The following is a 24,927-nucleotide window of genomic DNA, read 5'->3' on the forward strand; positions in this document are numbered from 1 at the left end:
GATTATCCCAAAAAAATAATCTACAATTAATTATGATTCTCATACTTACTTGCTATTTTTTAGCTTTAATAGAACAAACTAGTGTTGTTACTCTTTTAGGTATAAGTGTAATATTCTTTTTAGTTTTATTAATTCTTGGGATAAGAAAGTCATATAAGTTGAAAGTTGAAAATGAAAAACTGATGCGTGCTACCGATCATTTATTAGAGGAAGACGAAAAGGAATATACCGATTTCACAGAAGGACACATGTATAGTAATAGCACAAAAAAAGAATAAATGATTACAGTTATAGTTACTACTACTTTTAGTACAGCAGTTTTTATTTTAGGATTTTTCTTAAAGAAAACATTATATACTTATGAACACGAAGCAGATATTTTACGTGAATTGGATGCTTTTGAAAAAAACATTGCGGAAATAAATGATATTACAAATATCCCGGATTACCAATTAGGTTCCGGTCATATGTACTCTAAATAATAAACAAAAAAACCTGCTAAATGCAGGTTTTTTTTATTCTAATAAGAGCTAGCAGTTAACGTACTAACTTTTTATACTTAATTCGCTTTGGCATTAAATCACCACCAAGACGTTTCTTCTTATTTTCTTCATATTCACTAAATCCACCTTCAAAGAAATATACTTGACTATCGCCTTCAAAGGCAAGAATGTGTGTACAAATTCTATCTAAAAACCATCTATCGTGACTAATTACAACAGCACAACCAGCAAAGTTTTCTAAACCTTCTTCTAATGCACGTAATGTATTTACATCTAAATCATTGGTAGGCTCATCTAAAAGCAATACGTTTCCTTCTTCTTTTAGCGTCATTGCAAGGTGTAAACGGTTACGTTCCCCTCCAGAAAGTAGTTTCACTTTTTTATTTTGCTCTCCACCTGAAAAGTTAAATCGACTTAAATAGGCTCTAGAATTTACTTCTTTTCCTCCCATCATTACCAATTCTTGCTCATCACTAAAGTTTTGCCAAATTGTTTTTTCAGGATCTATATTAGAATGCTTTTGATCTACATAAGCAATCTTAGCGGTTTCACCGACTTTGAATTCTCCTTTGTCTGGTGTTTCTTCTCCCATAATCATACGGAAAATAGTAGTTTTACCAGCTCCATTAGGTCCAATAACACCAACAATACCAGCTTGTGGTAAGCTAAAGTTTAAATCTTCATAAAGTAGCTTATCATCATACCCTTTACTAATCCCAACAGAATCAATAACATTTGTCCCTAAACGAGGTCCGTTTGGTATATAGATTTCTAATTTTTCGTCAAGTTGTTTTTGATCTTGACTCATTAATTTATCGTAATTCTTTAAACGCGCTTTCTGTTTTGTCTGACGTCCTTTTGCTCCTTGACGGACCCATTCTAACTCACGTTCTAATGTTTTTTGACGCTTGGAAGCTGTTTTGCTTTCTTTTGCCATACGTTTTGACTTTTGGTCTAACCATGAAGAGTAATTCCCTTTCCAAGGTATTCCTTCTCCTCTATCTAGTTCTAAAATCCAACCAGCAACATTATCCAAAAAGTATCTATCATGCGTTACAGCAATAACAGTTCCTTTATATTGCGCTAAATGATGCTCTAACCAATGTACCGATTCTGCATCCAAGTGATTGGTTGGCTCATCTAATAATAATACATCTGGTTCTTGCAAAAGCAAACGACATAAAGCAACTCTACGGCGTTCTCCACCAGAAAGTACACTTATCTTTTTGTCTCCATCTGGAGTACGCAAAGCATCCATAGCAATTTCTAGTTTGGTATCTAGTTCCCAGGCATTAGCGGCATCAATCTGATCTTGAAGCACTGCTTGACGGTTCATTAGCTTTTCCATTTTATCGGCATCGCTATATACTTCTTCTAAACCAAACTGATCGTTAATACTGTTATATTCATCAAGAATTGCAACGGTTTCCGCAGCACCTTCTCTAACAATTTCCATAACCGTTTTATCTTCGTCTAGCTGTGGTTCTTGTTCTAAGTAACCCACAGTATAGCCCGGAGAAAAGACTACATCTCCCTGATAGTTTTTATCTATTCCAGCAATAATTTTAAGTAAAGTAGATTTACCAGAACCGTTAAGTCCTAATATTCCAATTTTTGCTCCATAAAAGAAGCTTAAATAAATATTTTTTAAAACTGGTGTTTGTGCACTTTGAAATGTCTTGGTTAAACCAGACATAGAAAAGATTACTTTTTTATCGTCACTCATAATATTTTACGTTATATAGTTTATTGATATCTTTTTTTATTCTTAAATTCAGTTAATAAGGCAGAATTACATTCTTCCTTTTAAAGCATTAAATACCCATGCAATTGCAAAAAATCCAATTCCTACTGCCGCAAATCCCCATCCTGCTACATCATCATATCTAAATGCTCCTAAGGCAATTAGTGCTAAACCTACAAAAATCATAATCCATGTAGCCCAAGCTAATACTGTATTTTTATTCATAGCCATTTTCTATTTCAATTTTTAGTTAGTAAATACAAATATCGCTATTTTGTATAAAAAAAGCATCCTAAATAGATGCTTAATTTAAATTACAGAAACTTCTAAGAAGCCCAAAACTGAATCTGCTTTATATTTCATTTTAAAACGTTCTACTTTTTAAACATTCCTACTACCTAATGTTCACGCAATTTTTGAATTATTTTTTATTTATCTATGCATATATATAGTATAAATAATATACTATTTCTGATGAAGAGTCCATATCAAATTATCTAATTTTATCTAACAAATCACTCAGTTGAGATGCTTCTTCTTCCGTTAAGTTTTCAAGTAAATCTTTTCGATTTGTTTTAGATATAACATCCAAAAGAAGTAACCCTTCCGTTGTAATTTTAATATGTACCACTCTTCTATCACCGGGACAAGCTATACGCTCAATGAGATCTTTAGCACAAAGTTTATCCATTAAACGCGTCGTATTAGGAGATCTATCAATCATTCGCTCTTTAATGGTTTGTACCTTTAAAGGTTCTTCTGCTCCTTTTAAAATTCGTAAAATATTATATTGTTGTGATGATATTTTAAAAGGTTTGAAAAATGAATTTTGATAACTATTAAGCCAATTTGCTGTAAACATAATGTTAAGCATCGCTTTCACTTTATGATTTGGAAATGTGGAGTTAATATCTTTAGAAATGTTTCCCATGATTTTATGTTTAATCTATATACACCTCACTTACAATATTATAAAGCTTTAGAAAATAGGCCGACCTTATTTAACATTTCTTCCTTTAATATATTATTTACAATCTTTCCTTCTGAAAAATTATCATTAAACAAAGGCAGTGAAAAATCAGCAATAATATTCCCACCCATAAATGGAAAACGTCCTTTAGCGATTTCTAACACACTAGATCCGCCTCTACCGCCAGGAGAAGTAGCCATAAGTAACATTGGTTTTTCACTCCATAATTTACCATCGATTCTAGACATCCAATCAAAAATATTTTTAAACACCGTTGCATAAGCACCATTATGTTCTGCCAAGGAAAGAATAATTCCATCCGAAGATTTTATTTTCTCCAAAAACACTTTTGCATTCTCTGGAATACCATGTTCGGTTTCGTAATCTATTCCGTAAAGTGGTAATTCAAACTCATTAAGATCTAAGACTTCTACTTTAGCTTCTTGAACTAGATTTCCAGCATAACTTGCTAATTGTTTATTTATAGATTGCTTACTGTTGCTTCCTGCAAATGCGATGATATTTTTCATGTGTTTATGTTTATTGTTTTTAAATGGTCACCTGTTGTTCGCTAGTAATCCTTTTATGGATAATAAGCCTTTTTAACATGCTCGTTTCAAATTAGTTTTGTGTTTTTTTGTTAAAAATATAAGATATAATTAATAGAATAAAAGCTACTAATGCCGCCATTTGCTCTCCGTCACCTATCATAACATGTGCAAAAAAGGCTAGAATGAATGCAAAAAAGAAACCAGCATATGCCCATTCTTTTAGTACTTTAAAGTTAGGATTCCAAAGTGCAAATAATCCAAATAACTTAGCCACAGCATAAGGATAAATGATATAGCTTGGATATCCGAAATTAGTAAACATTTGCGCTACATCGTCATGTTTAAAAAAATACATACTCACCGAAAACAGCATGATTAAGGTTAATAATCCGGTGGCTACATAAAAAATAATTTTATCTCTTTTCATTTTTAGTTTGTTTTAGTTGCCACAAATGTACAACAAAATAATTATAGTTTCCTAGGTAAATATTTCCATGTAATATTATTTAACAAAACATTCACTTTTTATACAAGCTTTGGTTTTGTAAATTCGTAGCAAATAATTCTTATTCATGGATATCAATTTCAATAAAAACGAAGATCATAATAAACTTCTAGTTTCCGATTTAACCAAACGTTTTGCTAAAGTAAAACTTGGTGGCGGACAAAAACGTATAGATAAACAACACGCTAAAGGTAAAATGAGCGCTAGAGAGCGTGTGGATTACTTGCTAGATTCTAAAGCTAAATCTATTGAAATTGGAGCTTTTGCAGGAGAAGATATGTACGCAGAACATGGCGGATGTCCTTCTGGTGGCGTTATCGTTAAAATAGGATATATTAAAGGGAAGCAATGTATTGTTGTTGCAAATGATGCTACCGTAAAAGCTGGAGCTTGGTTTCCTATTACCGGAAAGAAGAATTTACGTGCGCAAGAAATTTCTATTGAAAACCGATTACCAATCATATACTTAGTGGATTCTGCTGGTGTTTATTTACCAATGCAAGACGAAATTTTTCCGGATAAAGAACATTTCGGACGTATTTTTAGAAACAATGCCATCATGAGTAGTATGGGAATTACGCAAATTTCTGCTATCATGGGAAGCTGTGTTGCAGGAGGCGCATATTTACCAATTATGAGTGATGAAGCTTTAATTGTGGATAAAACAGGAAGTATTTTTCTTGCTGGAAGCTATTTAGTAAAAGCTGCAATTGGTGAAAGTATAGATAATGAAACGCTTGGTGGAGCAACTACACATTGTGAAATTTCGGGAGTTACAGACTATAAATCTAAAGACGATAAAGATGCTTTAGATACGATTAAGCGATTAATAGATAAAATTGGCGATTATGATAAAGCTGGTTTCAATAGAGTAAAAGCAATCAAACCAATTGAAAACCAAGAAGATATTTACGGTATTTTACCAAAAAGTCGTGCCGACCAATATGATATGTACGAAATTATTAAACGTTTGGTAGATAATAGTGAGTTTGATGAATACAAGGCGGACTACGGAAAAACAATTATTACAGCATATGCAAGAATTGATGGTTGGGCTGTTGGTATTGTGGCAAACCAGCGTAAATTAGTTAAAAATGCGAAAGGAGAAATGCAATTTGGTGGTGTTATCTATAATGATAGTGCCGATAAATCTACGCGATTTATAGCGAATTGCAACCAGAAAAAAATTCCGTTAGTCTTTTTACAAGACGTTACTGGTTTTATGGTTGGAAGCAAAAGTGAACATGGAGGAATCATAAAAGATGGTGCCAAAATGGTAAATGCTGTTAGTAATAGCGTGGTACCAAAATTCACCATTATTCTTGGAAACTCTTACGGAGCAGGAAACTATGCCATGTGTGGTAAAGCATACGACCCTAGACTTATTGTAGCTTGGCCAAGTGCAGAACTTGCTGTTATGAGTGGAAACTCTGCTGCTAAAGTGTTACTACAAATTGAAAAAGCTTCCCTAGAAAAGAAAGGTGAAAAAATTACTCCGGAAAAAGAAGCAGAACTTTTTAATAAAATAAAAGACAGATACGATAATCAGGTTTCTCCGTATTACGCTGCTGCTAGAATTTGGACAGATGCGGTTATAAACCCATTAGATACCAGAACATGGATAAGTATGGGAATTGAAGCTGCAGACCACGCTCCTATTGAGAAGAAATTTAATTTGGGTGTTTTACAGGTTTAAAAGATATTTATTTAAAATAAAAAAAGGCATTTGATATATTCAAATGCCTTTTTTAGTTTACAGACTTTGATAAGAATTAACCAATCTTATAAACTCTGCTCTATAGCCAAACGTATCCACAGCTCTTCCTGCTTCAGCAAGATGAATAACATCTTTTATATTCGAGTTATTATGATATTGCGAATGTCTTATTTGCATACCAAATAATGCAACAGATGCAGCAAATTGCATGTCTTGAGAAGCTGCAACTACAACGTCTTTTTGGATATGTACCATTTCTATACTTTTTTTATCCTCTGGTTTTTTGTATCTAAATTTCACCGTTAATAATTCGTCTTGAAAATCCGTAGAAATTTCCTTTTTAGTGTACTTTAAATCGGAAACATCTTTTAAATATGCGCTCTCTACTCCTACAGGAATCACTTCGTATAAAGCAGTTACTGTATGTCCGCTTCCCAATTCCCCAGCATCTTTTGTATCATCTATAAAATCTTCGTCTGCCAACAATCTATTTTCATAACCTATTAATCGGTACGCTTGCACTTTATTCGGATTAAACTCTACTTGAATTTTAACATCTTTTGCAATGGTATAAAGTGTTCCTCCAAATTCTTTTCCAAACACTTTTTGCGCTTCTTGCATGGTATCTATAAATGCATGATTACCATTTCCCTTATCTGCTAAAGTTTCCAGTTTAGAGTCTTTATAGTTTCCATATCCAAATCCTAAAACGGATAAGAACACACCAGATTTACGCTTTTCTTCAATTAATGTTTGCATGTCTTTATCACTAGAAGCGCCAACATTAAAATCGCCATCTGTTGCTAAAATTACTCTATTATTCCCTTTCTTTTTAAAGTTTTTTTCGGCTAATGCATATGCTAATTCAATTCCTTGTCCTCCAGCTGTGGACCCGCCAGATTGTAATTTATCTAGTGCTTGTAGTATTTTCGTTTTATCATTTCCTGAGGTTGGCTCTAGTACAACTCCTGCTGCTCCAGCATAAACGACAATGGATACTTTATCTTGCTCACGTAGCTGATTTACCAATAATTTAAAGGCAGATTTTAAAAGCGGCAGTTTGTTTTGTGCACCCATGGAACCAGAAACATCAATTAAAAAAGTAAGATTACTCGCAGGTAATTCTTCGTTATTATACGTCTTACCTTGTAAACCAATCTTTACCAATTTTGTTTCTTTATTCCAAGGTGTAACGGACAATTCTGTATGTATGGAAAATGGATGTTCCCCCGTTGGTTGCGGATAATTATAATCAAAATAATTCACCATTTCTTCAATCTTTACAGCATCTACAGGAATAGTTTGCGCATTGTTAATCATTCTTCTAATGTTGCTATATGAAGCTTTATCTACATCTATAGAAAAAGTAGATAATGGCGCAACTTTAGTAATCTCAAAATTATTTTCTACAATTTCTTCATACACATCTTGCGTCTCTATGGTTTTTTCATTAGCTGATGATTTGATTGCTTTTTTAAGCGCTTTTGACAATTTATAATTTCCTTTTTTTGTCTGAATAATTAGAACGCCATTTGCTCCACGAATACCATATAGCGCTGCTGCATTTGGGCCTTTAACAACAGAAATATTTTTTATATCCTTCTTATCTAAACTCGCTAAACCAGAAGAACTAGAATTAGCATCTTCTAAAACTACACCATCCACAATTACCAAAGGCTCATTGTTTCTAGAAATAGACGAATTACCTCTTACTACTATTTTTGAAGAACTTCCAACCAAACCATTAAATTTGTTTTGAACCAACAATGATTTTGCATTAGATAATCGCTTTACTTTGCGTTTGTTTCCTGAGGAATTAACAGAAATGCCACTTACTTTTCCTGAAAGTGCCGTTGTTACATTTCGCGAAGAATAACCAAGAGCTTTCCTTTCTTTCTTAACACCTAATGCTGTAATAACCACTTCATCTAATGAATTATCTGGCTGTAATGAAACATTAATGCTATTCGACTTTCCAACAGTTTCTTGTTTCGATGCATAACCAACATAGCTAAATATTAAAACATCATTAATTTTAGCTTTAATAGTATAGTTCCCATCAAAATCGGTAGAAGTTCCTATAGAAGATCCTTTTACAATAACTGTTACTGCAGGAAGTGGCAATCCATTCACGTCACTTACAACACCAGTTATGTTTTTTTCTTGTGCTTGCAGTTGTATTGTAATGAACAACACAAAAACAATTTGTAGTACATTTTTCATATTCGTTAGTTTTAAAGTTTTTGTAAACTTATACCTAACCTATGTTTTGTAAAACTACAAATGAGTGAAGTGTCCTTTTGAGTGCGTTAACTTGTTATTTTAAAGTTTTTAATGTTTCCTGACGAAGAATTTTGCCAGTATCACTTTCTATAAATTTTTCAATACAATATATTTTCTTCGGAACTTCAAATTTTTCTAATTCTGAAAAGAACGAAGCTTCTATCGTTTTATTTTCACTTTCAATAACCAGAACAACACTTTCCCCTAAGATTTCATCCTTTTCTTTAGTAATGAAAAATCTATTATTCATCTTATAGGATAGTTTTGCTTCTATCTGTTCTGGAAATAATTTTACTCCTCCAGAGTTTATTACATTATCGAAACGTCCTAACCATTCAAATGTAGTTTGAGTATGTAATTTAACCACATCATTAGTCACTATTTTGGTTTCCGAAAGTTTTGGTGCTTCAATTACCAAACAATTTCTATCGTCTTGTGTTATTGTAATGTTTGGTAGGATGTGAAAGTAAGTGCTCTCGTCTGCACTCGAAGTGACGTCTTCAAAATTATTAATCTTCTTTACTGCAATATGTGTTATGGTTTCGGTCATACCATAGGTTTCAAATACATTTGTTTTTATATCTTGAATAGCATGCTTTAATCCGTTAGAAACGGAAGCTCCACCAACAATTATAGTTTTAATATTATTACAATAAGACAACGTTTTTTGAAGCTGTAAAGGTACCATAGCACAAAATTCATAGTGCTTTTCATAATCAAAAAGAGGCTGACTCGTTGGTTCTGCAAGATCCAATTCTAGGCCTAAAATCATAGCTCTTACTAGCATCATTTTTCCTGCAATATAATTGCTTGGTAAACAATGTAAAGCTTTGTCTCCTGGTTCTAACTTAAAAAAATCTCCTGTTGCAATAGCAGAATGTACCATTGCTTGTTTTTGTAATTTAATCGTTTTTGGTTTTCCTGTAGAACCAGAAGTTTGCACCAATACATAATCTTTATCGTCCAGCCAATCGATTAAAAAGTCACCAATATTTTTTTCAAAAGGCAATCCTTCTTTTACATGACTATACGCAACTTCTTTAAGCTCTTCATATAAAAAAGAGCTCTCATTTAATTTAAAACGATTGTGTATTTTATTATATTCTGGTATCATTATTCTATTATTTTATAATCTTCTTTAATAGGCTCCTCTACTTTTCCAAAAAGTTTTTCGCTCCAATTTGTCCATTTATATTTTTTAGCTAAAATGAAAAGAATAATAGGAAAAACAACAAATACAGGCATAAACACATCTATAAATCCTGCTGAAGTTGGCTCGGAAACATCTTTAAAAAGGGAATCGGTTTGAAAAGCTGTCCAATCTGCTGTTACCAATAAAGCGGTAAATAAATTATTAGCAGCATGAAACCCTAATGCTAGTTCCAAACCATCATCCATAAGTGTCATAATTCCTAAAAAGAATCCTGTACCTATATAATATACCATAATTACATTACCTAGTTGCTCTACTTCTGGATTTGCTAAATGCATTAACCCAAAAACAATAGAAGTTAAAAATAACGGAAACCATCTTGTTTTAGTAATAACACCCAATGCTTGCATTAAATAACCTCTAAAAAAATACTCTTCCATACTGGTTTGCAACGGAACTAATATTATAGCAATTACGGCAAGCGTTAAAAACGGAACTAACTTAAAATTCCACACATACCCTTCTGGTTCCATAAAATAATCTACAAATACAAAAGTTGAAGAAACTGTTCCCCAAAGTATAAAAATGAACCAAAATCTGCTCCAATCTATTGTTTTTCTTGCTGTTGTTAATTCTGTAATAGACTGTTGATGAATCACTTTAGAATTAAAAAATACACCAACCAAACCAATAGCAAAGGATAAAAGCATTAAAAACAAAAACATATTATTTCCTAATATATCCGCCATTTCTGGGATATCTGTTGGGAAATCGCCATTTTGTATTCCTTCTAAACCTATGGTATATAAAATCCCTGCGACTAACGGAATCGATCCTATTAATTGCCATACTATAAAAATGATGATGAAACCTAGTAAATATCTCCACCACTCATGTAATGATTTAAACGCTTGTTCTATATACATATCTAAAAATTAGTTTTCCAATTTGTTTTATTTTGATACTGCAATGTACCATTTTTTACTTCTAACGGACTTTCATAATTATTACTAAAAAGACTTCCTGTACCAAGTCCTTGCGGCAATTTACTTTGCAAGCTGTAGGTGAATTGTGCAATTGCATTTAAACCTACATTACTTTCTAATGCACTGGTAATCCACCAACCTATTTTTTGTTTTTCAGCCAAATCTATCCAATTTTGACTTCCTGCAAATCCACCAACCAAACTTGGTTTTAAAATAATGTATTGCGGATGTACTATTTGTAGCAATTCCTCTTTTTTTGTTACATCAAAAACACCAATTAATTCTTCATCTAATGCAATTGGTAATGGAGTGTCTTCACAAAGTCTAGCCATTTCCTGAATTTGTCCTTGTTTAATAGGTTGTTCTATAGAATGTAAATCAAAATGCGAAAGTATCTTTAATTTTTCTAAAGCTTCCGAAGGTTTAAAAGCGCCATTTGCATCTACTCGCAATTCCATGTCCTCCGCCGAAAATTCTTTTCTAATCGATTTTAAAAGTTCTAATTCTGTTTTAAAATCAATGGCTCCAATTTTCATTTTAATACAACTAAAACCAGCTTCAATTTTGTCTTTTATTTGTTGCTTCATAAACGCTTCAGAGCCCATCCAAATTAATCCGTTAATAGGAATACTATCATTTCCTTGTGTAAATTCGGAAGGAAAAAGAATAAAAGGATTTTCACTTTGCAAGGATAAAAAAGCTTGCTCTAGTCCAAATTGAATACTTGGAAATTCGATTAATTCCGCTAATAAAACATCTAATCCTAAATGAATATTAGTACAAGTCCATTGTAGTTTTTCTTCGTAATTAGGTACATCATCTGCGCTTAAGCCTCTAAAAAGTCCGCATTCACCTATTCCTTTCTTTCCTTCATGTTCAACAATTAGAAACCACGTTTCTTTTGTTTTTAAAACACCTCGAGAAGTTCCACTAGCTTGTTTAAAGTTTAAAATATATTGTTGGTAGGTTGCTATCATAGTTAGTTTCAAAAATAGACAATAATTTTTGTATTTTGCATACCTAACAACTAGCTTTCTTCTAGTTTTAATTTTTCAATAAAAAAAATGACAGAATTTCCAGATATCATTCTTTACGCCATTCCGTTTTTTGTTTTAGCCATGTGCTTAGAAATTTATATTGTATTAAAAACACAAAAAGGAACATACGAAACAAAAGACGCTACTACCTCTATTGCCATGGGTTTAGGAAATGTATTTTTGGGGTATTTTAGTAAAATTGTCGTTCTGGTAAGCTTTTTATTTGTCTATGATAATTTCCGATTATTTACTATTCCTATAACTTGGTGGAGTTTTATTCTTATTTTCTTTGCAGACGATTTTGCATACTATTGGTTTCATCGAATTAGCCATGAATGTCGCTTATTCTGGGCTTCGCATGTGGTGCATCATTCGTCACAACATTATAATTTAAGTACAGCAGTTAGGCAAACATGGTCTGGCGGATTTTACTCTTTTGTATTTTGGTTGTGGTTACCAATTATTGGTTTTCATCCAGGAATGATTATGTTACAAATGTCTATTAGTTTGATTTATCAATATTGGATTCATACCGAAACGATTAACAAAATGCCTTCTTGGTTTGAAGCGGTTATGAATACACCTTCCCATCACAGAGTGCATCATGGCAGCAATCCTTTATACCTAGATAGAAATCATGCGGGAATTTTAATTATTTGGGATAAGCTTTTTGGAACCTTTCAACCAGAACTTAAAGAAGAAAAAGTGGTCTATGGTTTGGTTTCCAATATAAACACCTATAATCCTGTAAAGATTGCATTTATAGAATGGATTAATATGTTTAAAGATGCTTTTTCGGGTAAAAAAACTTTAAAAAACAGAATGCTATACTTCATAAAACCGCCAGGATGGAAACATGACGGAACAGGAAAACTGAGTGGTGATTTACGAGAAGAATGGCTGAAATCGGTTGGCAGTAAAAAGTCTACGGTGAAGGTTAAATAGTGTTCCTTGTTCCATAAATAAAAAAAATATGAATTTTAATAATAAAGTAGTTTGGATTACTGGAGCTTCTAGCGGAATTGGTAAAAGTTTAGCGATTACACTTTCTAAAGAGAATTGTAAATTAATACTTTCTTCCAGAAGAAAAGAGGCACTTGAAGCAGTAAAAGCTTTATGCAATACTCCTGAAAACATTATTGTTTTACCTTTAGATTTAGCGGAAACAGCTACCCTTAAAAACATAACAGAAACTGCTATTTCTAGCTTCGGAAAAATTGATATTCTGATTAATAATGGCGGTATTAGCCAACGTTCTTCTATCATTGAAACCACTCTAGAAGTAGACAGGAAATTAATGGAAGTCGATTATTTAGGAACCATTACTTTAAGTAAAGCGCTTTTACCGCATTTTGTCGCGAATCAATCTGGACATTACGTGGTGGTTTCTAGTCTTATGGGAAAATTTAGCTCTCCTTTACGTTCTGCTTATTGTGGTGCGAAACATGCGTTACATGGTTTTTTTGATGCGATGCGTTTAGAACACGAAAAAGACAACGTAAAAGTGACCATGATTTGTCCTGGATTTGTAAATACTGATGTCGCTAGAAATGCATTAACAGGAGACGGAAGTAAACAAGTACAGCAAGATGAAATGACCGAGAATGGTTTACATGTGGATGTATTTACTAAAAAAATGATACAAGCAATTCGGAAAGAAAAATTTGAAGCTTATATTGGTAAAAAGGAAAGATTCGCTGTTTACCTAAAACGAATCTCTCCTCGATTATTACACAAGCTTGTTTTACGAAGTAAAGTGAGATAGACTACTTAATTTCTATTGAACCTTGTCCATTCCAGTGCATTTTGTGCTTTTTTAGAGCATCAAAATTGTATTGAGAATAAGAAGTTTATTTCCTAAAGAAGTTCTCGATATAATTTTTTTTTCAAAAATCACTCGAACTGACATTTTTAGTATTCTTTGAGATCTAAATACACAAAAGGGAGTTAATTTATTTTAACAATTTCTACTTCACCTATAGAAAGCCCTTTTTCTAGTGTGGCACTACCTCTATAGGTAATTGTAGGTTCGCCGTAAGAAACTATTTTTAGCTTATCGGAAACATTACATTGGTAACTTCCATCTCCATAGGCTGTAATTTTAGACGATTTATTATTCACTTGTAAAAGGTCTACAACAGATTCCCCGTAACCAATGATTTTTTGATTTTCAATGCTTCCGCTTTCAATTTTTAAATGGCTTTCTCCATAAATGGAGACTTTTAATTCTTTTAAAGTAACGTCTTTCATTATTACTTCTGATTCGCCATAAATACTAAATGTCATTCTATCGGAAATAATAGCGTCTTCAAAATGAAAGCGTTCTTCACCTCTTAACGAAAAGGATTTTACTTTTTTATAATATACAATCGCTTTTGCAACGGTGCCTTTATATGCCGCAACGGTTCTATTTTTGGTGCTTTTTTCTTTATCCTTTTCGGTCACTGTTTTTGCATCGTCTAAATATAACTGAAGGGTTTTCCCTTTTACTTCTACATTCATTTCGTCTAAGTCTTCCGTTAGCATTTCAATAACCACTTTTTCTACCTCGCCAGTTTTAAAGACAACTTCTATATGCGGACTAACAATAACTTTATCAAAAGTTTTTACGGTAAAGGTTTTAGATTGTGCTTGTATTACTGAAGTTTGGAATAAAAATATTGCTGTAATAACAAGAAAAAGAGTTGATTTTGATTTTAAAAAAGTATGCATGCGTTTGATTTTAAGTTATTAAATACAAACTAAAGACATCGTTTTTTTTAAACTGTTACAGTTTTGTAAAATTTACTTGTATTCTACTATTAGATAAACAGAAGTACTATCCCCAACATTTAAAACTTCGTGCTCTGTCACCATATCTTTACTCCAGCTAGTTCCTGTTTTTACATCTACAGTTTTAGTACCATTTGCATCCGTAATTTGAAAAGTTCCTCCTTGTAATGTATATCCAAAATGTGGCTGATGCTCATGTTTTTCATGTCCAACTCCTGGAGCAAACGTACATTTTAACACGCGTACTTCTTTGTCTTCATGTACTATTTCGCAAACACTTTCTCCTTCCCAACCTGCTTGTAAAGGATCTGGAAGTGTTGTTTTTTCTTTACAGGAAAAAATAGAGATACAAAAAAGAAAGATTAAGATTTTTTTCATGTGGTTTGTTTTTATTGCACTTCGACAAGTTGCCTGTGACACTTAATTATGGATTGTCTCTATGGTTCTTAATGCATGATTCTAACCAACAACTCTTTTAGTAAATCTCCTTGAGACACAGAATTACTGCCAACACCTTTACTTTTTACATCAAACTCACGTAAAGTACCAATAACCTCACTCACTTTTCGCATCGGGTAATTTCTAGCTGCAGTGATATATTCATTTACAAAATAAGGATTCACCTTTAATGCAGAAGCTACATTTCGAGGATTCTTATCACTTAAACCATGTAAATGTAGAAGTTGCGAAAAGAAATTAAAAAGCAACGAAACCGTTACTACCATAGGATTATCCTTTGGGTTATCTGCAAAATAGTGTGCAATTTTATGTGCATTTAATATATTTCGTTCACCAACTGCTTTACGTAGTTCGAAATTATTATAATCTTTACTGATACCAATATTTTCTTCAATATGCTCTGGTGTAATCTCGGTTCCTGCTGGTAAAACAATTTTAAGTTTATCTAACTCATTGCTAATTTTACTTAAATCGGTTCCTAAAAACTCCATAAGCATTTGTGATGCCTTTGGAGAAATCGTGTAATTCTGTCCAGAAAGTACACGACGAATCCAATCTGAGACCTGATTTTCGTATAATTTTTTACTTTCAAAAACAACACCAACTTTCTTAATTGCCTTGTATAAAGCTTTACGTTTATCTAGTTTTTTGTACTTATAATTAAAGACTAAAACGGTTGTTGGTTGCGGATTAGCAGCATAAGCAGCCAATTTTTCAATAGATCGAGATAAATCTTGCGCTTCTTTAACAATTACTACTTGGCGTTCTGCCATCATTGGGTACCGTTTTGCATTTCCAACAATATCATCTATAGTTACATCGCGACCATAAAGAACCATCTGATTAAAACCTTTCTCTTCTTCGGCTAACACATTTGCTTCAATATAATCGGATACATTATCTATATAATAGGCTTCTTCTCCCATTAAAAAATAAATGGGTTTTAGATTGCCTTTCTTTATGTCTATTAATAGTTGTTTAACTTCGTCCAAAATAAATATGATTCCAATTCTTAAAATTTCAAAATCCAAAAATAAAGGACTTGAAATTTGCTATTTGTTTTATGAAAATTAACTTTGATAAAAACTGAATACATCTAATGCAAGAGTTAAACTTTTCAAAGTTTTCGTTTCGTTCCAAAAATAGCGAAAATAAAACGCTTATTTATGATGAAATACGCAAAAAATTTGTGGTTTTACAACCTGAAGAATGGGTTAGACAACATTGCGTTCAATATTTAATGCAAGAAAAAGGATTCCCAAAATCGCTAATTAATGTAGAGAAAGAATTAAAAGTAAACAACTTACGCAAACGGTATGACATTGTAGTGTTTAATCCAGACGGTAGTATTCATTTAATTGTGGAGTGTAAATCGGCTAAAATAAAAATCGATCAAACTACTTTTGACCAAATTGCACGCTATAATTTAGCTTTAAATGCAACCTATTTAATGGTTACTAACGGAATTAATCATTATTATTGCGAAATGGATTTTGAAGCAGAACGTTATCAGTTTCTAACCGAAATTCCAGATTATAGTGTACAACCTTAAATTAACGGGAAATGAATTGGATATTATTAATTATAGCAGGTCTTTTTGAAGTCGCTTTTGCTGCCTGTTTAGGGAAAGCAAAAGAAACCTCAGGTTCTGAATCTACATTATGGTACGTTGGCTTTTTTGTCTGTTTATCTATAAGTATGTTTTTACTTGTAAAAGTAACTAAAGTGCTGCCTATTGGAACTGCTTATGCGGTTTGGACAGGCATTGGTGCTATTGGAACCGTATTATTAGGAATCCTTATCTTTAAAGAACCAGCTACCTTTTGGCGACTCTTTTTTATAGGAACACTTATCGCTTCTATTGTGGGATTAAAAATAGTATCTAACTAAATATAAAATATTACTAAGAAATCAGTAAAAAATTAAACATTGAAAATAGCTGTCGTCATATTAAACTGGAATGGAAAAGCACTTTTAGAAAAGTTCTTACCTTCTGTGGTTAGGCATTCTAAAGAAGCAACTATTTATGTTGCCGATAATGCATCCACCGATGATTCGGTAGCTTTTGTTAAAGCGAATTATCCGGAAATTAAAATCATACCCAATACTGAAAACGGAGGCTATGCACAAGGCTACAACCAAGCATTACAACAAGTAGAAGAAGATATATTCTGTCTTTTAAATAGCGATGTGGAAGTATCTAAAAACTGGCTTACTCCTATTCTATCCGAATTTCAAACCAATACGAAAACCTCTATTATCCAACCAAAAATATTAGACTACAAAAACAAGAGTCATTTTGAATATGCAGGAGCTGCAGGAGGTTTTATAGATAAATATGGCTATCCGTATTGCAGAGGACGCATATTTGATACCGTCGAAAAAGATAAAAATCAATACCAAGACACAACTATTTTCTGGGCTTCAGGAGCCTGCTTTTTCATAAGAAAAGAAACCTTTAAAACGTTAAAAGGTTTTGACGAAAGCTTTTTTGCACATATGGAAGAAATAGATTTATGTTGGCGCGCTTTCAACCTAAACTATACCACCAAATATATTGGCACTTCTACGGTGTATCATGTTGGCGGAGCAACTTTACAAAGTAGCAATCCTAAAAAAACTTTTTTAAATTTTAGAAATAGTTTGTTTACGATAACTAAAAATGCTTCCGGTTTTCTATTCTTTTTAATCTTCACCAGATTAGTTTTAGATGGTGTTGCGGCAATTAAGTTTTTACTACAATTTAAAATAACACATATCCTTGCAATATTTAAAGCGCATTTTAGTTATTACACCGCATTACCAAGATTATTAAAAGAGCGAAAAATACTGCCAAAGAAAAAGGATTATTACCAGACAAAATCGATTGTTTTTTCTTATTTTATAAAAGGTAACAAGACTTTTTAATTGTTTACAAAAATGTTAAAGTTTTTGTTAATGATGGAATATTGTATCATTCTTTTGTATAATTTTGTCCTGTTAAATTAACATTATTTAATCCATTCATTTATTATGAAAAAAATTGTATTACTAAGTGCAACAGCACTTTTGCTTTTAAGTTCATGTGTTTCTAAAAAGGAATTCGCAGCTATGGAAGCCAAACAAAAAACCACACAAGATTTATTAAATACAGCAACGGTCAAACTGAACTCCTGTTTAGAAGACAAATCTGCTGTAAGCGCTCGTGCAATAGCATTACAAGAGCAATTAGCAAATTTAAAAGACACCAATAAAGATTTAATACAAACTACTCAAGGTATGACTGTATTAACGACTAAAGGTGCTTCAAATCTGGAGAAATCTTTAGAAAGCTTAAAAGAAAAAGATCTTAAAATTTCTAGATTGCAAGATGCTTTAACTAAAAAAGATAGTGTAACACTAGCTTTAGTTACAAGTTTAAAGAAGGAAGTTGGTTTAAACGACGAGGACATTCAAATTAACGTAGAGAAAAGCGTTGTTTTTATCTCTTTATCAGACAAGTTATTATTTAAAACAGGTAGTTACAATATTTCGGATAGAGCAAATGAAATCTTAGGAAAAGTTGCTACAGTAATTAACGGTAAACCAAATTTTGAAGCAATGGTAGAAGGTCATACAGACAATGTACCATATAACAGAGGTGGTGTTTTAGTTGACAACTGGGATTTAAGTGTAAAACGTAGTACTTCCATTGTTAGAGCGTTACAAGAGTTAGGTGTAAAACCAGAACAATTAATTGCTGCTGGTCGTGGAGATCATTTACCTTTAGTATCTAATGATACTGCGGAAAATAGAGCAATTAACAGAAGAACTAAAATTTACATTCTTCCAAAAATCGATCAGTTTTATGAAATGATTGAAACGGAAATGAAAGCCCTTTCTGAAGAAAACTAATTTTTAGAAAAGAATATTATTAAAAGCGCAACTTAACGGTTGTGCTTTTTTTTTGGCGTTACCTTTTGTTCATACCTAACAGGTTTTGAAAACCTGCCAGGATCACAAAAGGTCAGGCTTTCAAGGCTCGCTATCATAGATGAGCTCAAACAAACCTTTCTATCCTTAACGCAAATCGAACTATCTTATTTAATCATAACACCAAACAGCAAGTTCGTTACCAGAAGGATCTAAAAACTGAAATCGCTTTCCGCCAGGAAAAGAAAAAGTATCCACACTAATTTCCCCTTTTGCTTCTATAATTTGTTGTTTTATTTTCTCTAAATTTTCATGATATAAAACCACCAAAACACCATTTATAATTTCGGCATCTGTTTTTTCAAAACCTCCTGCTAGTCCAGCATCTTCAAAAGAAGTATATGTTGGTCCGTAATCGGTAAAAGTCCAACCAAATGCATTCGTATAAAACGCTTTTGTAGCTTCTAAATCTATGGATTTAAATTCTATGTAGTTGATGTGGTTGTTGGCTGGTTTCATAATTTTAAAATTTAGTTTCTATTTAAAAGATTGCTTCGCTTTGCTCGCAATGACATACTTTTAGAAGATATCTAAACTTCCTTTTCCTTCTCTTACAATTATTGGATCGCCTTCCGAGAAATCGATAACTGTAGACGCTTCATTATCGCCATAACCACCATCAATAACAAGGTCTACTAGATTACCCCATTTTTCCAAAATTAATTCCGGATCTGTAGTATATTCTAAAATAGAATCGTCATCACGAATAGAAGTAGAAACAATTGGATTGCCAAGTTCTTTAACAATTTCGAGCGCTATATTATTATTTGGCACACGAATACCTACTGTTTTTTTCTTTTTAAAAACGACAGGTAAGCTTTTTGCTCCTGGAAGAATAAAAGTATATGGTCCGGGAAGCGCACGTTTCAATATTTTAAAGGTAGAAGAATCTATTTGCTTCACATAATCGCTTAAATTACTTAAATCATGACAAATAAAAGAGAAGTTTGCTTTTTCAAGCTTTACACCTTTAATTCTTGCAATCCGTTCTAAAGCTTTGGTATTAGTGATATCACAACCTAAACCGTAAACGGTATCTGTAGGATAGATAATTAAACCTCCTTTTTTTAAAACCTCAACCACCTTCCTAATCATCTTACTATTAGGATTTTCCTCGTATATTTTTATAAACTCCGCCATAATAACTATCTTTAAAAAGCGTTTACAAAGTAGTTAATTAATTTATTATGCGAAATATCTTCAGGCATTTATTATCATTCATTCTATTTATTAGTGTGTTTTCATGTGATGACACAGATAATAGTGAGGATTTAACTAGTATGAACCCTTTAGAGTTTTATGAGGAGCTCAATATATCTTATGGTGCAGATAGCGATCAAGTTTTCGACCTATATCTTCCTGCTAACCGAACAGAAGACACTAAAATTATGATTTTAATTCATGGTGGAGGTTGGACTTCTGGCGATAAAGTAGATATGCAAGGTTTTAAAGATTATATGTTACAAAACGTATCGGATATGGCTGTTGTAAATATGAATTATAGATTAGCCGATAATACATCGCAAGCATACCCAATGCAAATAAATGATATTACTACTGTTGTTAATTATTTAAAGACTAGACAAAACGAATATGCTATCTCGGATGATTTAGGTTTTATTGGCGCAAGTGCAGGAGCACATTTATCGATGCTGTGGAGCTACGCTTTTGATGTAGATAACCAAACAAAAATGGTTTGTAGTATTGTTGGCCCTACAAATTTTACAGATCCTGCCTATCTTAATAGTACAGACCCTGAATTACAAGCAATATTAAATGCGTTTAGCGTCGATACAACAATCGCTACTTTAGAAGAAGTAAGTCCGTACCATCAAGTAACCGCAGACGCGCCTCCTACTATTTTGTTTTATGGCGGACAAGATTTTTTAATACCTACATCACAAGGAACTGCAATGCGAGATAAATTAGAAGATCTCGGTATTATTCATGATTTCACTCTATATCAAGAAGAAGGCCATGGCTGGGCTGGCTTAAACTTACTAGATACTACAATCAAGCTGCACACTTTTATTGAGGCGCATTTATACTAAAGGCTAAAGGCTAAATAAAACTATCCAATCACTTGCAGTTTAGCAAAACGAAGCAATAATTTCTTCACTCCACCAGTTAAAAACTTAATTTCTGCTTTCATATCACCACCAACACCTTCAATTTTTAAAACTTCTCCTTTACCAAAGCGCATATGTTTTACCACGCTACCAACTCTAAGTTCACCATCAAACAAGTTTGTGTTCGCACTAGTACTTTCTGTGGTTTTTGCTACAGGTTTTAAATTTTTTGGTGTTGCTATTTTAAAGTTATCTGGTTCTTTTTTAGTCGTACCTTTTTTCTTAAAAGTAAGTTCTTTCGGTTTTTTAAATCTAATTTTACTTGGTGGTGTATCTCCAAAAATATCCGAATCTAACATTGGATTAAAACGTCTTTCTTCTTTAGGAGTTGTGTTTTCTACAAACGTTTCGTCTATTTCATCAATAAAACGACTAGGTTCTGAGTCTACTAATTTCCCCCATCGGTACCGCGATAAAGCATAGGTTAAATAGGCTTGTTTTTCGGCTCTAGTAAGCGCAACATAAAACAAACGACGCTCTTCTTCTAATTCGCTACGTGTATTCATACTCATAGCACTTGGAAATAAATCTTCTTCTAAACCAACTATAAATACATGATTAAACTCTAGTCCTTTTGCTAAGTGAATAGTCATTAATGCCACGTGATCTGCATCGCCTTTATCTGCATCCAAATCGGTAGCTAGAGCAACATCTTCTAAAAACTCTGCTAAGGAATCTCCAGCATCTGCAAGCTCCATTTGGCCTTCCACAAAATCTTTTATCCCATTTAAAAGTTCTTGCACGTTATCTAAACGTACAATACCTTCAGGTGTGCCGTCTTTATTAAATTCACGGATTAGTCCGCTACTTTTAGTAACATGCTCGGCTAAATCAAATGCATTTGCCGTTTTATTCATTACTTGATAGCTTTCAATTAAAGTCACAAAATCACGTAACTTATTTTTTGTACCACCATTTATATTAATTTCAACTTTATCAATATTTTGTAAAACCTCAAAAATTGTTTTCCCGTAACCATTAGCAGCCACAATAAGTCGGTCAATAGTAGTTTGCCCAATTCCTCTTCCTGGATAATTAATAACACGTTTTAGTGCTTCCTCATCTGCTGGATTAAGAATTAAACGTAAATATGCGGTTACATCTTTTATTTCTTTACGTTGATAAAAAGATAATCCGCCATAAATACGATACGGAATATCCCGTTTACGCAATGCATCTTCAATAGAACGAGATTGTGCATTGGTACGATACAAAACTGCAAAATCACTGTTATGCAATTGGTTGTTCATTTTTTCATCCCAAATCGTTCCTGCTACAAAACGACCTTCGTCTCCATCGGTTAAAGAGCGATTTACTTTCACTTTTGCACCTTCGTCATTTGCTGTCCAAACTACTTTGTCAATTTTAGTCTTATTATGTTCAATAACAGAATTAGCTGCACCAACAATATTTTTTGTAGAACGATAGTTTTGCTCTAATCTAAAAAGTTTCACATCATCATAATCCTTCTGAAAATTCAAAATATTATTAATGTTTGCGCCACGGAAAGCATATATACTTTGCGCATCATCTCCTACTACACATATATTTTGAAAACGATCTGCTAATGCACGAACAATAAGGTATTGACTATGGTTTGTATCTTGATACTCATCTACTAATATATAACGGAATTTATTTTGGTACTGTGCTAAAACATTAGGAAAACGAGTTAACAACTCATTCGTTCGCAGCAGTAAATCATCAAAATCCATGCAACCTGCTTTAAAGCAACGATCTACATATTCTTTGTAAATCTCTCCCATTTTTGGTCGTCGTGTCATGACATCGGCTTCCATTAACTCCGGATTCTTAAAGTATGCTTTTACGGTAATTAAGTTATTTTTATAGGAAGAAATTCTACTAAAAACCTGTTTGGTTTTATAGATATCTTTTTCTAAGCCCATTTCTTTAATAATAGAACCTAAAAGACGCTGTGAATCTTGCGCATCATAAATGGTAAAATTACTAGGAAAACCTAAATGGTGCCCTTCAAAACGAAGGATTTTAGCAAAAACGGAGTGAAAAGTTCCCATCCATAAATTCTTGGCTTCGTTACCAACAATACTGGAAATACGTTCTTTCATTTCCTTTGCCGCCTTATTAGTAAAGGTAAGGGCTAATATGTTAAACGAGTCTACACCTTGACTCATTAGATATGCAATTCTATAGGTAAGCACTCTAGTTTTCCCAGAACCTGCTCCTGCAATGACTATCATAGGACCATCTTTTTGAATAGTTGGTGCTAATTGTGCTTCGTTTAACTGACTTAAATACTTCTCCAAATCTCTTTGATTTTATAAAACGTGAAAATAACCAATCCCTGAGTTTTTATGCTTCCTAATTATTAATAATTATAAACAATTAGAGTATTACTTAATATTTTTATTTTTTGAATATCTTTACCATCCGATAAAAAATTAATTTCAAAAAATATGTTAGAATTCTTAGGTCAGATAACTTGGTGGATGTGGATTATTTTAGTTTTAATAATTATTGCTATTCGCGATGTTTTTCAAAGACACCACACCATAAGTCATAACTTCCCTATTGTTGGGCATTTTAGATACATGCTTGAAAAAATGGGTCCCGAATTAAGACAGTATTTAGTTGCTAATAACAGAGAAGAATTACCTTTTAATAGAATTGAACGTGGTTGGATTTATGCTTCGGCAAAACACGAAAACAACTACGAAGGTTTTGGTACAGATCGCGATATTTATGCACATCAGCATATTTTTATTAATAATGCGATGATGCCATTTGAAATAAAAGACAAAAACCACCCAAATAATATAGATCATTGTTTTTTGCCTTGCGCTAAAGTGATGGGAGAATTCAATAAACGTAAAAAACCATTTAGACCTGGATCTGTTATTAATGTTTCGGCAATGAGTTTTGGTTCGCTTTCTGCCAAAGCTGTGGAATCTATGAATAAAGGCGTTAAAATGGCTGGTGCTTATCACAACACAGGAGAAGGTGGTTTATCGCCGCACCACAGTCATGGTGGTGATGTAGTTTTTCATTTTGGAACCGGTTATTTTGGTGTTCGTGCTGCAGATGGTGGTTTTTCTATGGATAAATTAATAAAATTAGTAAAAGAGAATCCTTTTATACGCGCCATAGAAGTAAAACTTTCGCAAGGTGCAAAACCAGGAAAAGGAGGTGTTTTACCAGGAGCAAAAATCACTCCTGAAATTGCAGCAATTAGAGGTGTTGAAATTGGCAAAGATGTGCTCTCTCCACCAAACCATAAAGCATTTAGTAATGTACCAGAAATGGTAGATTTTATTGAGAAAATTGCGGAAGCTACAGGATTACCTGTTGGAATTAAAGCTGCTATTGGTAAATTAGAACAATGGGAAGAGCTTGCAGATATTATGAAAGCAACAGGAAAAGGTCCTGATTTCATTACGGTTGATGGTGGCGAAGGTGGTACTGGAGCAGCACCTCCAAGTTTTGCAGATCATGTATCTTTACCTTGGGTTTATGCATTTGGTGATTTATATAAATTATTTCAAAGCAAAGGCTTAAGCGAGCGTATTGTTTTTATTGGTAGTGGTAAATTAGGTTTTCCTGCCAAAGCAGCAATGGCTTTTGCAATGGGAGCCGATTGTATCAATGTTGCTCGTGAAGCGATGATGAGCATTGGTTGTATACAAGCACAAGTTTGCCATACTAACAAATGCCCAAGTGGAGTTGCTACACAAAGCAAATGGCTACAAAACGGGATTGACCCTACTTTAAAATCGGTGCGATTAGCGCAATATTTCAAAACGTTTAGAAAAGAGTTTATAGAAATTACACATGCTGCTGGTTACGAGCATCCTTGTGAGTTTAAAATGAGTGATATAGAAATTAATGTAGATGATCATAACCTCGCTACCAATTTAAGTAAAACCTATATGTATGAAAAAACCCCTGTCCCTTTTCATGGTATGCAGAGTTTAAAAAATTGCATGTATTTAGGTGGAAATAAAAAATAAAAAAGAGGCTTCTGTAGAAGCCTCTTTTTTTATCTTAATCATGTCACGTCCTGAAATAGCGATACACTAAAACCTTAGTGTAATGAAACCAATAGAAAAGACGGACTACGTCAAGCGTACTCAAAAGGATTACTCTCTTTCTTTTAAGTTAGAAGTTGTCATGGAAATCGAGCAAGGATTT

At 33.0% G+C, this 24,927-nt stretch carries 26 protein-coding genes; 11 read left to right on the forward strand and 15 right to left on the reverse strand.

All coding sequences use genetic code 11. The features are described 5' to 3' along the window. The first annotated feature begins 32 nt into the window (after positions 1-32). Positions 33-278 carry a hypothetical protein gene (locus ACVCXO_RS19325; RefSeq protein ID WP_452231247.1) on the forward strand — a complete coding sequence of 82 codons (246 nt, stop codon included), beginning with the start codon at positions 33-35 and terminating at the stop codon, positions 276-278. Further along, a complete protein-coding gene (locus tag ACVCXO_RS19330) occupies positions 279-482 on the forward strand; it encodes a hypothetical protein (RefSeq protein ID WP_452231248.1) in 204 nt (67 codons plus the stop codon). A gap of 55 nt (positions 483-537) precedes the next feature. On the opposite strand, the gene ettA is transcribed toward ACVCXO_RS19330, so the two are convergent. The 5 genes from ettA to ACVCXO_RS19355 all read right to left on the reverse strand — a co-directional run bounded on the left by ettA (position 538) and on the right by ACVCXO_RS19355 (position 4,195). Beyond that, a complete protein-coding gene (ettA, locus tag ACVCXO_RS19335) occupies positions 538-2,229 on the reverse strand; it encodes an energy-dependent translational throttle protein EttA (protein ID WP_452231249.1) in 1,692 nt (563 codons plus the stop codon). Between the two features lie 66 nt (positions 2,230-2,295). Continuing rightward, a complete protein-coding gene (locus ACVCXO_RS19340) occupies positions 2,296-2,478 on the reverse strand; it encodes a CAL67264 family membrane protein (protein WP_452231250.1) in 183 nt (60 codons plus the stop codon). A 262-nt stretch (positions 2,479-2,740) separates the two neighbouring features. Further along, positions 2,741-3,178 (reverse strand): MarR family winged helix-turn-helix transcriptional regulator, encoded by a 438-nt coding sequence (locus ACVCXO_RS19345; RefSeq protein WP_452231251.1) that lies wholly within the window; start codon positions 3,176-3,178, stop codon positions 2,741-2,743. Between the two features lie 38 nt (positions 3,179-3,216). Continuing rightward, entirely contained in the window at positions 3,217-3,747 is a 531-nt protein-coding gene (locus ACVCXO_RS19350) for an NADPH-dependent FMN reductase (RefSeq protein WP_452231252.1), read from the reverse strand. Positions 3,748-3,838: 91 nt separating this feature from the next. Then, the gene (locus ACVCXO_RS19355) at positions 3,839-4,195 is read right to left on the reverse strand and encodes a DoxX family protein (RefSeq protein ID WP_452231253.1); all 357 of its coding nucleotides are present in this window, start codon (positions 4,193-4,195) and stop codon (positions 3,839-3,841) included. 145 nt (positions 4,196-4,340) lie between these two features. On the opposite strand from ACVCXO_RS19355, the gene ACVCXO_RS19360 reads away from it, so the two are divergent. Next, on the forward strand, positions 4,341-5,969 hold the full coding sequence (locus tag ACVCXO_RS19360) for an acyl-CoA carboxylase subunit beta (RefSeq protein WP_452231254.1): 1,629 nt from the start codon (positions 4,341-4,343) through the stop codon (positions 5,967-5,969). A gap of 57 nt (positions 5,970-6,026) precedes the next feature. Here ACVCXO_RS19360 and ACVCXO_RS19365 read toward each other — a convergent pair whose 3' ends face one another. From ACVCXO_RS19365 to ACVCXO_RS19380, 4 genes are all read right to left on the reverse strand, one after another. Then, the gene (locus ACVCXO_RS19365; protein WP_452231255.1) at positions 6,027-8,213 is read right to left on the reverse strand and encodes a YfbK domain-containing protein; all 2,187 of its coding nucleotides are present in this window, start codon (positions 8,211-8,213) and stop codon (positions 6,027-6,029) included. A 94-nt stretch (positions 8,214-8,307) separates the two neighbouring features. Then, entirely contained in the window at positions 8,308-9,387 is a 1,080-nt protein-coding gene (locus tag ACVCXO_RS19370; RefSeq protein WP_452231256.1) for an AMP-binding protein, read from the reverse strand. After that, complete coding sequence (locus ACVCXO_RS19375; protein WP_452231257.1) at positions 9,387-10,352, reverse strand: CPBP family intramembrane glutamic endopeptidase; 966 nt, start codon at positions 10,350-10,352, stop codon at positions 9,387-9,389. The genes ACVCXO_RS19370 and ACVCXO_RS19375 overlap by 1 nt, the downstream gene beginning before the upstream one ends. A gap of 2 nt (positions 10,353-10,354) precedes the next feature. Beyond that, positions 10,355-11,389 carry an o-succinylbenzoate synthase gene (locus ACVCXO_RS19380; RefSeq protein WP_452231258.1) on the reverse strand — a complete coding sequence of 345 codons (1,035 nt, stop codon included), beginning with the start codon at positions 11,387-11,389 and terminating at the stop codon, positions 10,355-10,357. An 87-nt stretch (positions 11,390-11,476) separates the two neighbouring features. Between ACVCXO_RS19380 and ACVCXO_RS19385 the strand changes: the two genes are divergently transcribed. Together ACVCXO_RS19385 and ACVCXO_RS19390 are read left to right on the forward strand one after the other, a co-directional pair. Then, entirely contained in the window at positions 11,477-12,394 is a 918-nt protein-coding gene (locus ACVCXO_RS19385) for a sterol desaturase family protein (protein ID WP_452231259.1), read from the forward strand. 28 nt (positions 12,395-12,422) lie between these two features. After that, positions 12,423-13,214 (forward strand): SDR family oxidoreductase, encoded by a 792-nt coding sequence (locus ACVCXO_RS19390; RefSeq protein ID WP_452231260.1) that lies wholly within the window; start codon positions 12,423-12,425, stop codon positions 13,212-13,214. 182 nt (positions 13,215-13,396) lie between these two features. Here the strand turns inward: ACVCXO_RS19390 and ACVCXO_RS19395 are convergent, their stop codons facing one another. The 3 genes from ACVCXO_RS19395 to holA all read right to left on the reverse strand — a co-directional run bounded on the left by ACVCXO_RS19395 (position 13,397) and on the right by holA (position 15,672). Beyond that, complete coding sequence (locus ACVCXO_RS19395; RefSeq protein ID WP_452231261.1) at positions 13,397-14,161, reverse strand: GIN domain-containing protein; 765 nt, start codon at positions 14,159-14,161, stop codon at positions 13,397-13,399. A 72-nt stretch (positions 14,162-14,233) separates the two neighbouring features. Next, positions 14,234-14,599, reverse strand: a complete 366-nt coding sequence (locus ACVCXO_RS19400; RefSeq protein WP_452231262.1) for a cupin domain-containing protein — start codon at positions 14,597-14,599, stop codon at positions 14,234-14,236. A 68-nt stretch (positions 14,600-14,667) separates the two neighbouring features. Further along, complete coding sequence (holA, locus tag ACVCXO_RS19405; RefSeq protein WP_452231263.1) at positions 14,668-15,672, reverse strand: DNA polymerase III subunit delta; 1,005 nt, start codon at positions 15,670-15,672, stop codon at positions 14,668-14,670. A 107-nt stretch (positions 15,673-15,779) separates the two neighbouring features. Here holA and ACVCXO_RS19410 point away from each other — a divergent pair, with 107 nt between their 5' ends. The 4 genes from ACVCXO_RS19410 (at position 15,780) to ACVCXO_RS19425 (ending at position 18,553) form a co-directional block, all read left to right on the forward strand. Next, positions 15,780-16,232: a type I restriction enzyme HsdR N-terminal domain-containing protein gene (locus ACVCXO_RS19410; protein WP_452231264.1), complete on the forward strand. Its 453-nt coding sequence runs from the start codon at positions 15,780-15,782 to the stop codon at positions 16,230-16,232. 11 nt (positions 16,233-16,243) lie between these two features. After that, positions 16,244-16,570, forward strand: coding sequence for a DMT family transporter (locus ACVCXO_RS19415; RefSeq protein ID WP_452231265.1), 327 nt, complete (start codon positions 16,244-16,246; stop codon positions 16,568-16,570). Between the two features lie 39 nt (positions 16,571-16,609). After that, positions 16,610-17,587, forward strand: a complete 978-nt coding sequence (locus ACVCXO_RS19420) for a glycosyltransferase family 2 protein (protein ID WP_452231266.1) — start codon at positions 16,610-16,612, stop codon at positions 17,585-17,587. A 105-nt stretch (positions 17,588-17,692) separates the two neighbouring features. Next, positions 17,693-18,553 (forward strand): OmpA/MotB family protein, encoded by an 861-nt coding sequence (locus ACVCXO_RS19425; protein ID WP_452231267.1) that lies wholly within the window; start codon positions 17,693-17,695, stop codon positions 18,551-18,553. 189 nt (positions 18,554-18,742) lie between these two features. Here ACVCXO_RS19425 and ACVCXO_RS19430 read toward each other — a convergent pair whose 3' ends face one another. Beyond that, positions 18,743-19,090 (reverse strand): VOC family protein, encoded by a 348-nt coding sequence (locus tag ACVCXO_RS19430; protein ID WP_452231268.1) that lies wholly within the window; start codon positions 19,088-19,090, stop codon positions 18,743-18,745. Between the two features lie 60 nt (positions 19,091-19,150). Further along, positions 19,151-19,771 carry an L-threonylcarbamoyladenylate synthase gene (locus ACVCXO_RS19435; RefSeq protein WP_452231269.1) on the reverse strand — a complete coding sequence of 207 codons (621 nt, stop codon included), beginning with the start codon at positions 19,769-19,771 and terminating at the stop codon, positions 19,151-19,153. Between the two features lie 47 nt (positions 19,772-19,818). On the opposite strand from ACVCXO_RS19435, the gene ACVCXO_RS19440 reads away from it, so the two are divergent. Beyond that, positions 19,819-20,682, forward strand: a complete 864-nt coding sequence (locus ACVCXO_RS19440) for an alpha/beta hydrolase fold domain-containing protein (protein ID WP_452231270.1) — start codon at positions 19,819-19,821, stop codon at positions 20,680-20,682. Positions 20,683-20,702: 20 nt separating this feature from the next. Here the strand turns inward: ACVCXO_RS19440 and ACVCXO_RS19445 are convergent, their stop codons facing one another. Beyond that, positions 20,703-23,045, reverse strand: coding sequence for an ATP-dependent helicase (locus ACVCXO_RS19445; protein WP_452231271.1), 2,343 nt, complete (start codon positions 23,043-23,045; stop codon positions 20,703-20,705). Positions 23,046-23,195: 150 nt separating this feature from the next. Between ACVCXO_RS19445 and ACVCXO_RS19450 the strand changes: the two genes are divergently transcribed. Beyond that, entirely contained in the window at positions 23,196-24,746 is a 1,551-nt protein-coding gene (locus ACVCXO_RS19450) for an FMN-binding glutamate synthase family protein (protein WP_452231272.1), read from the forward strand. Positions 24,747-24,927: the final 181 nt, after the last annotated feature.

This window comes from Lacinutrix sp. MEBiC02404, assembly GCF_053601575.1.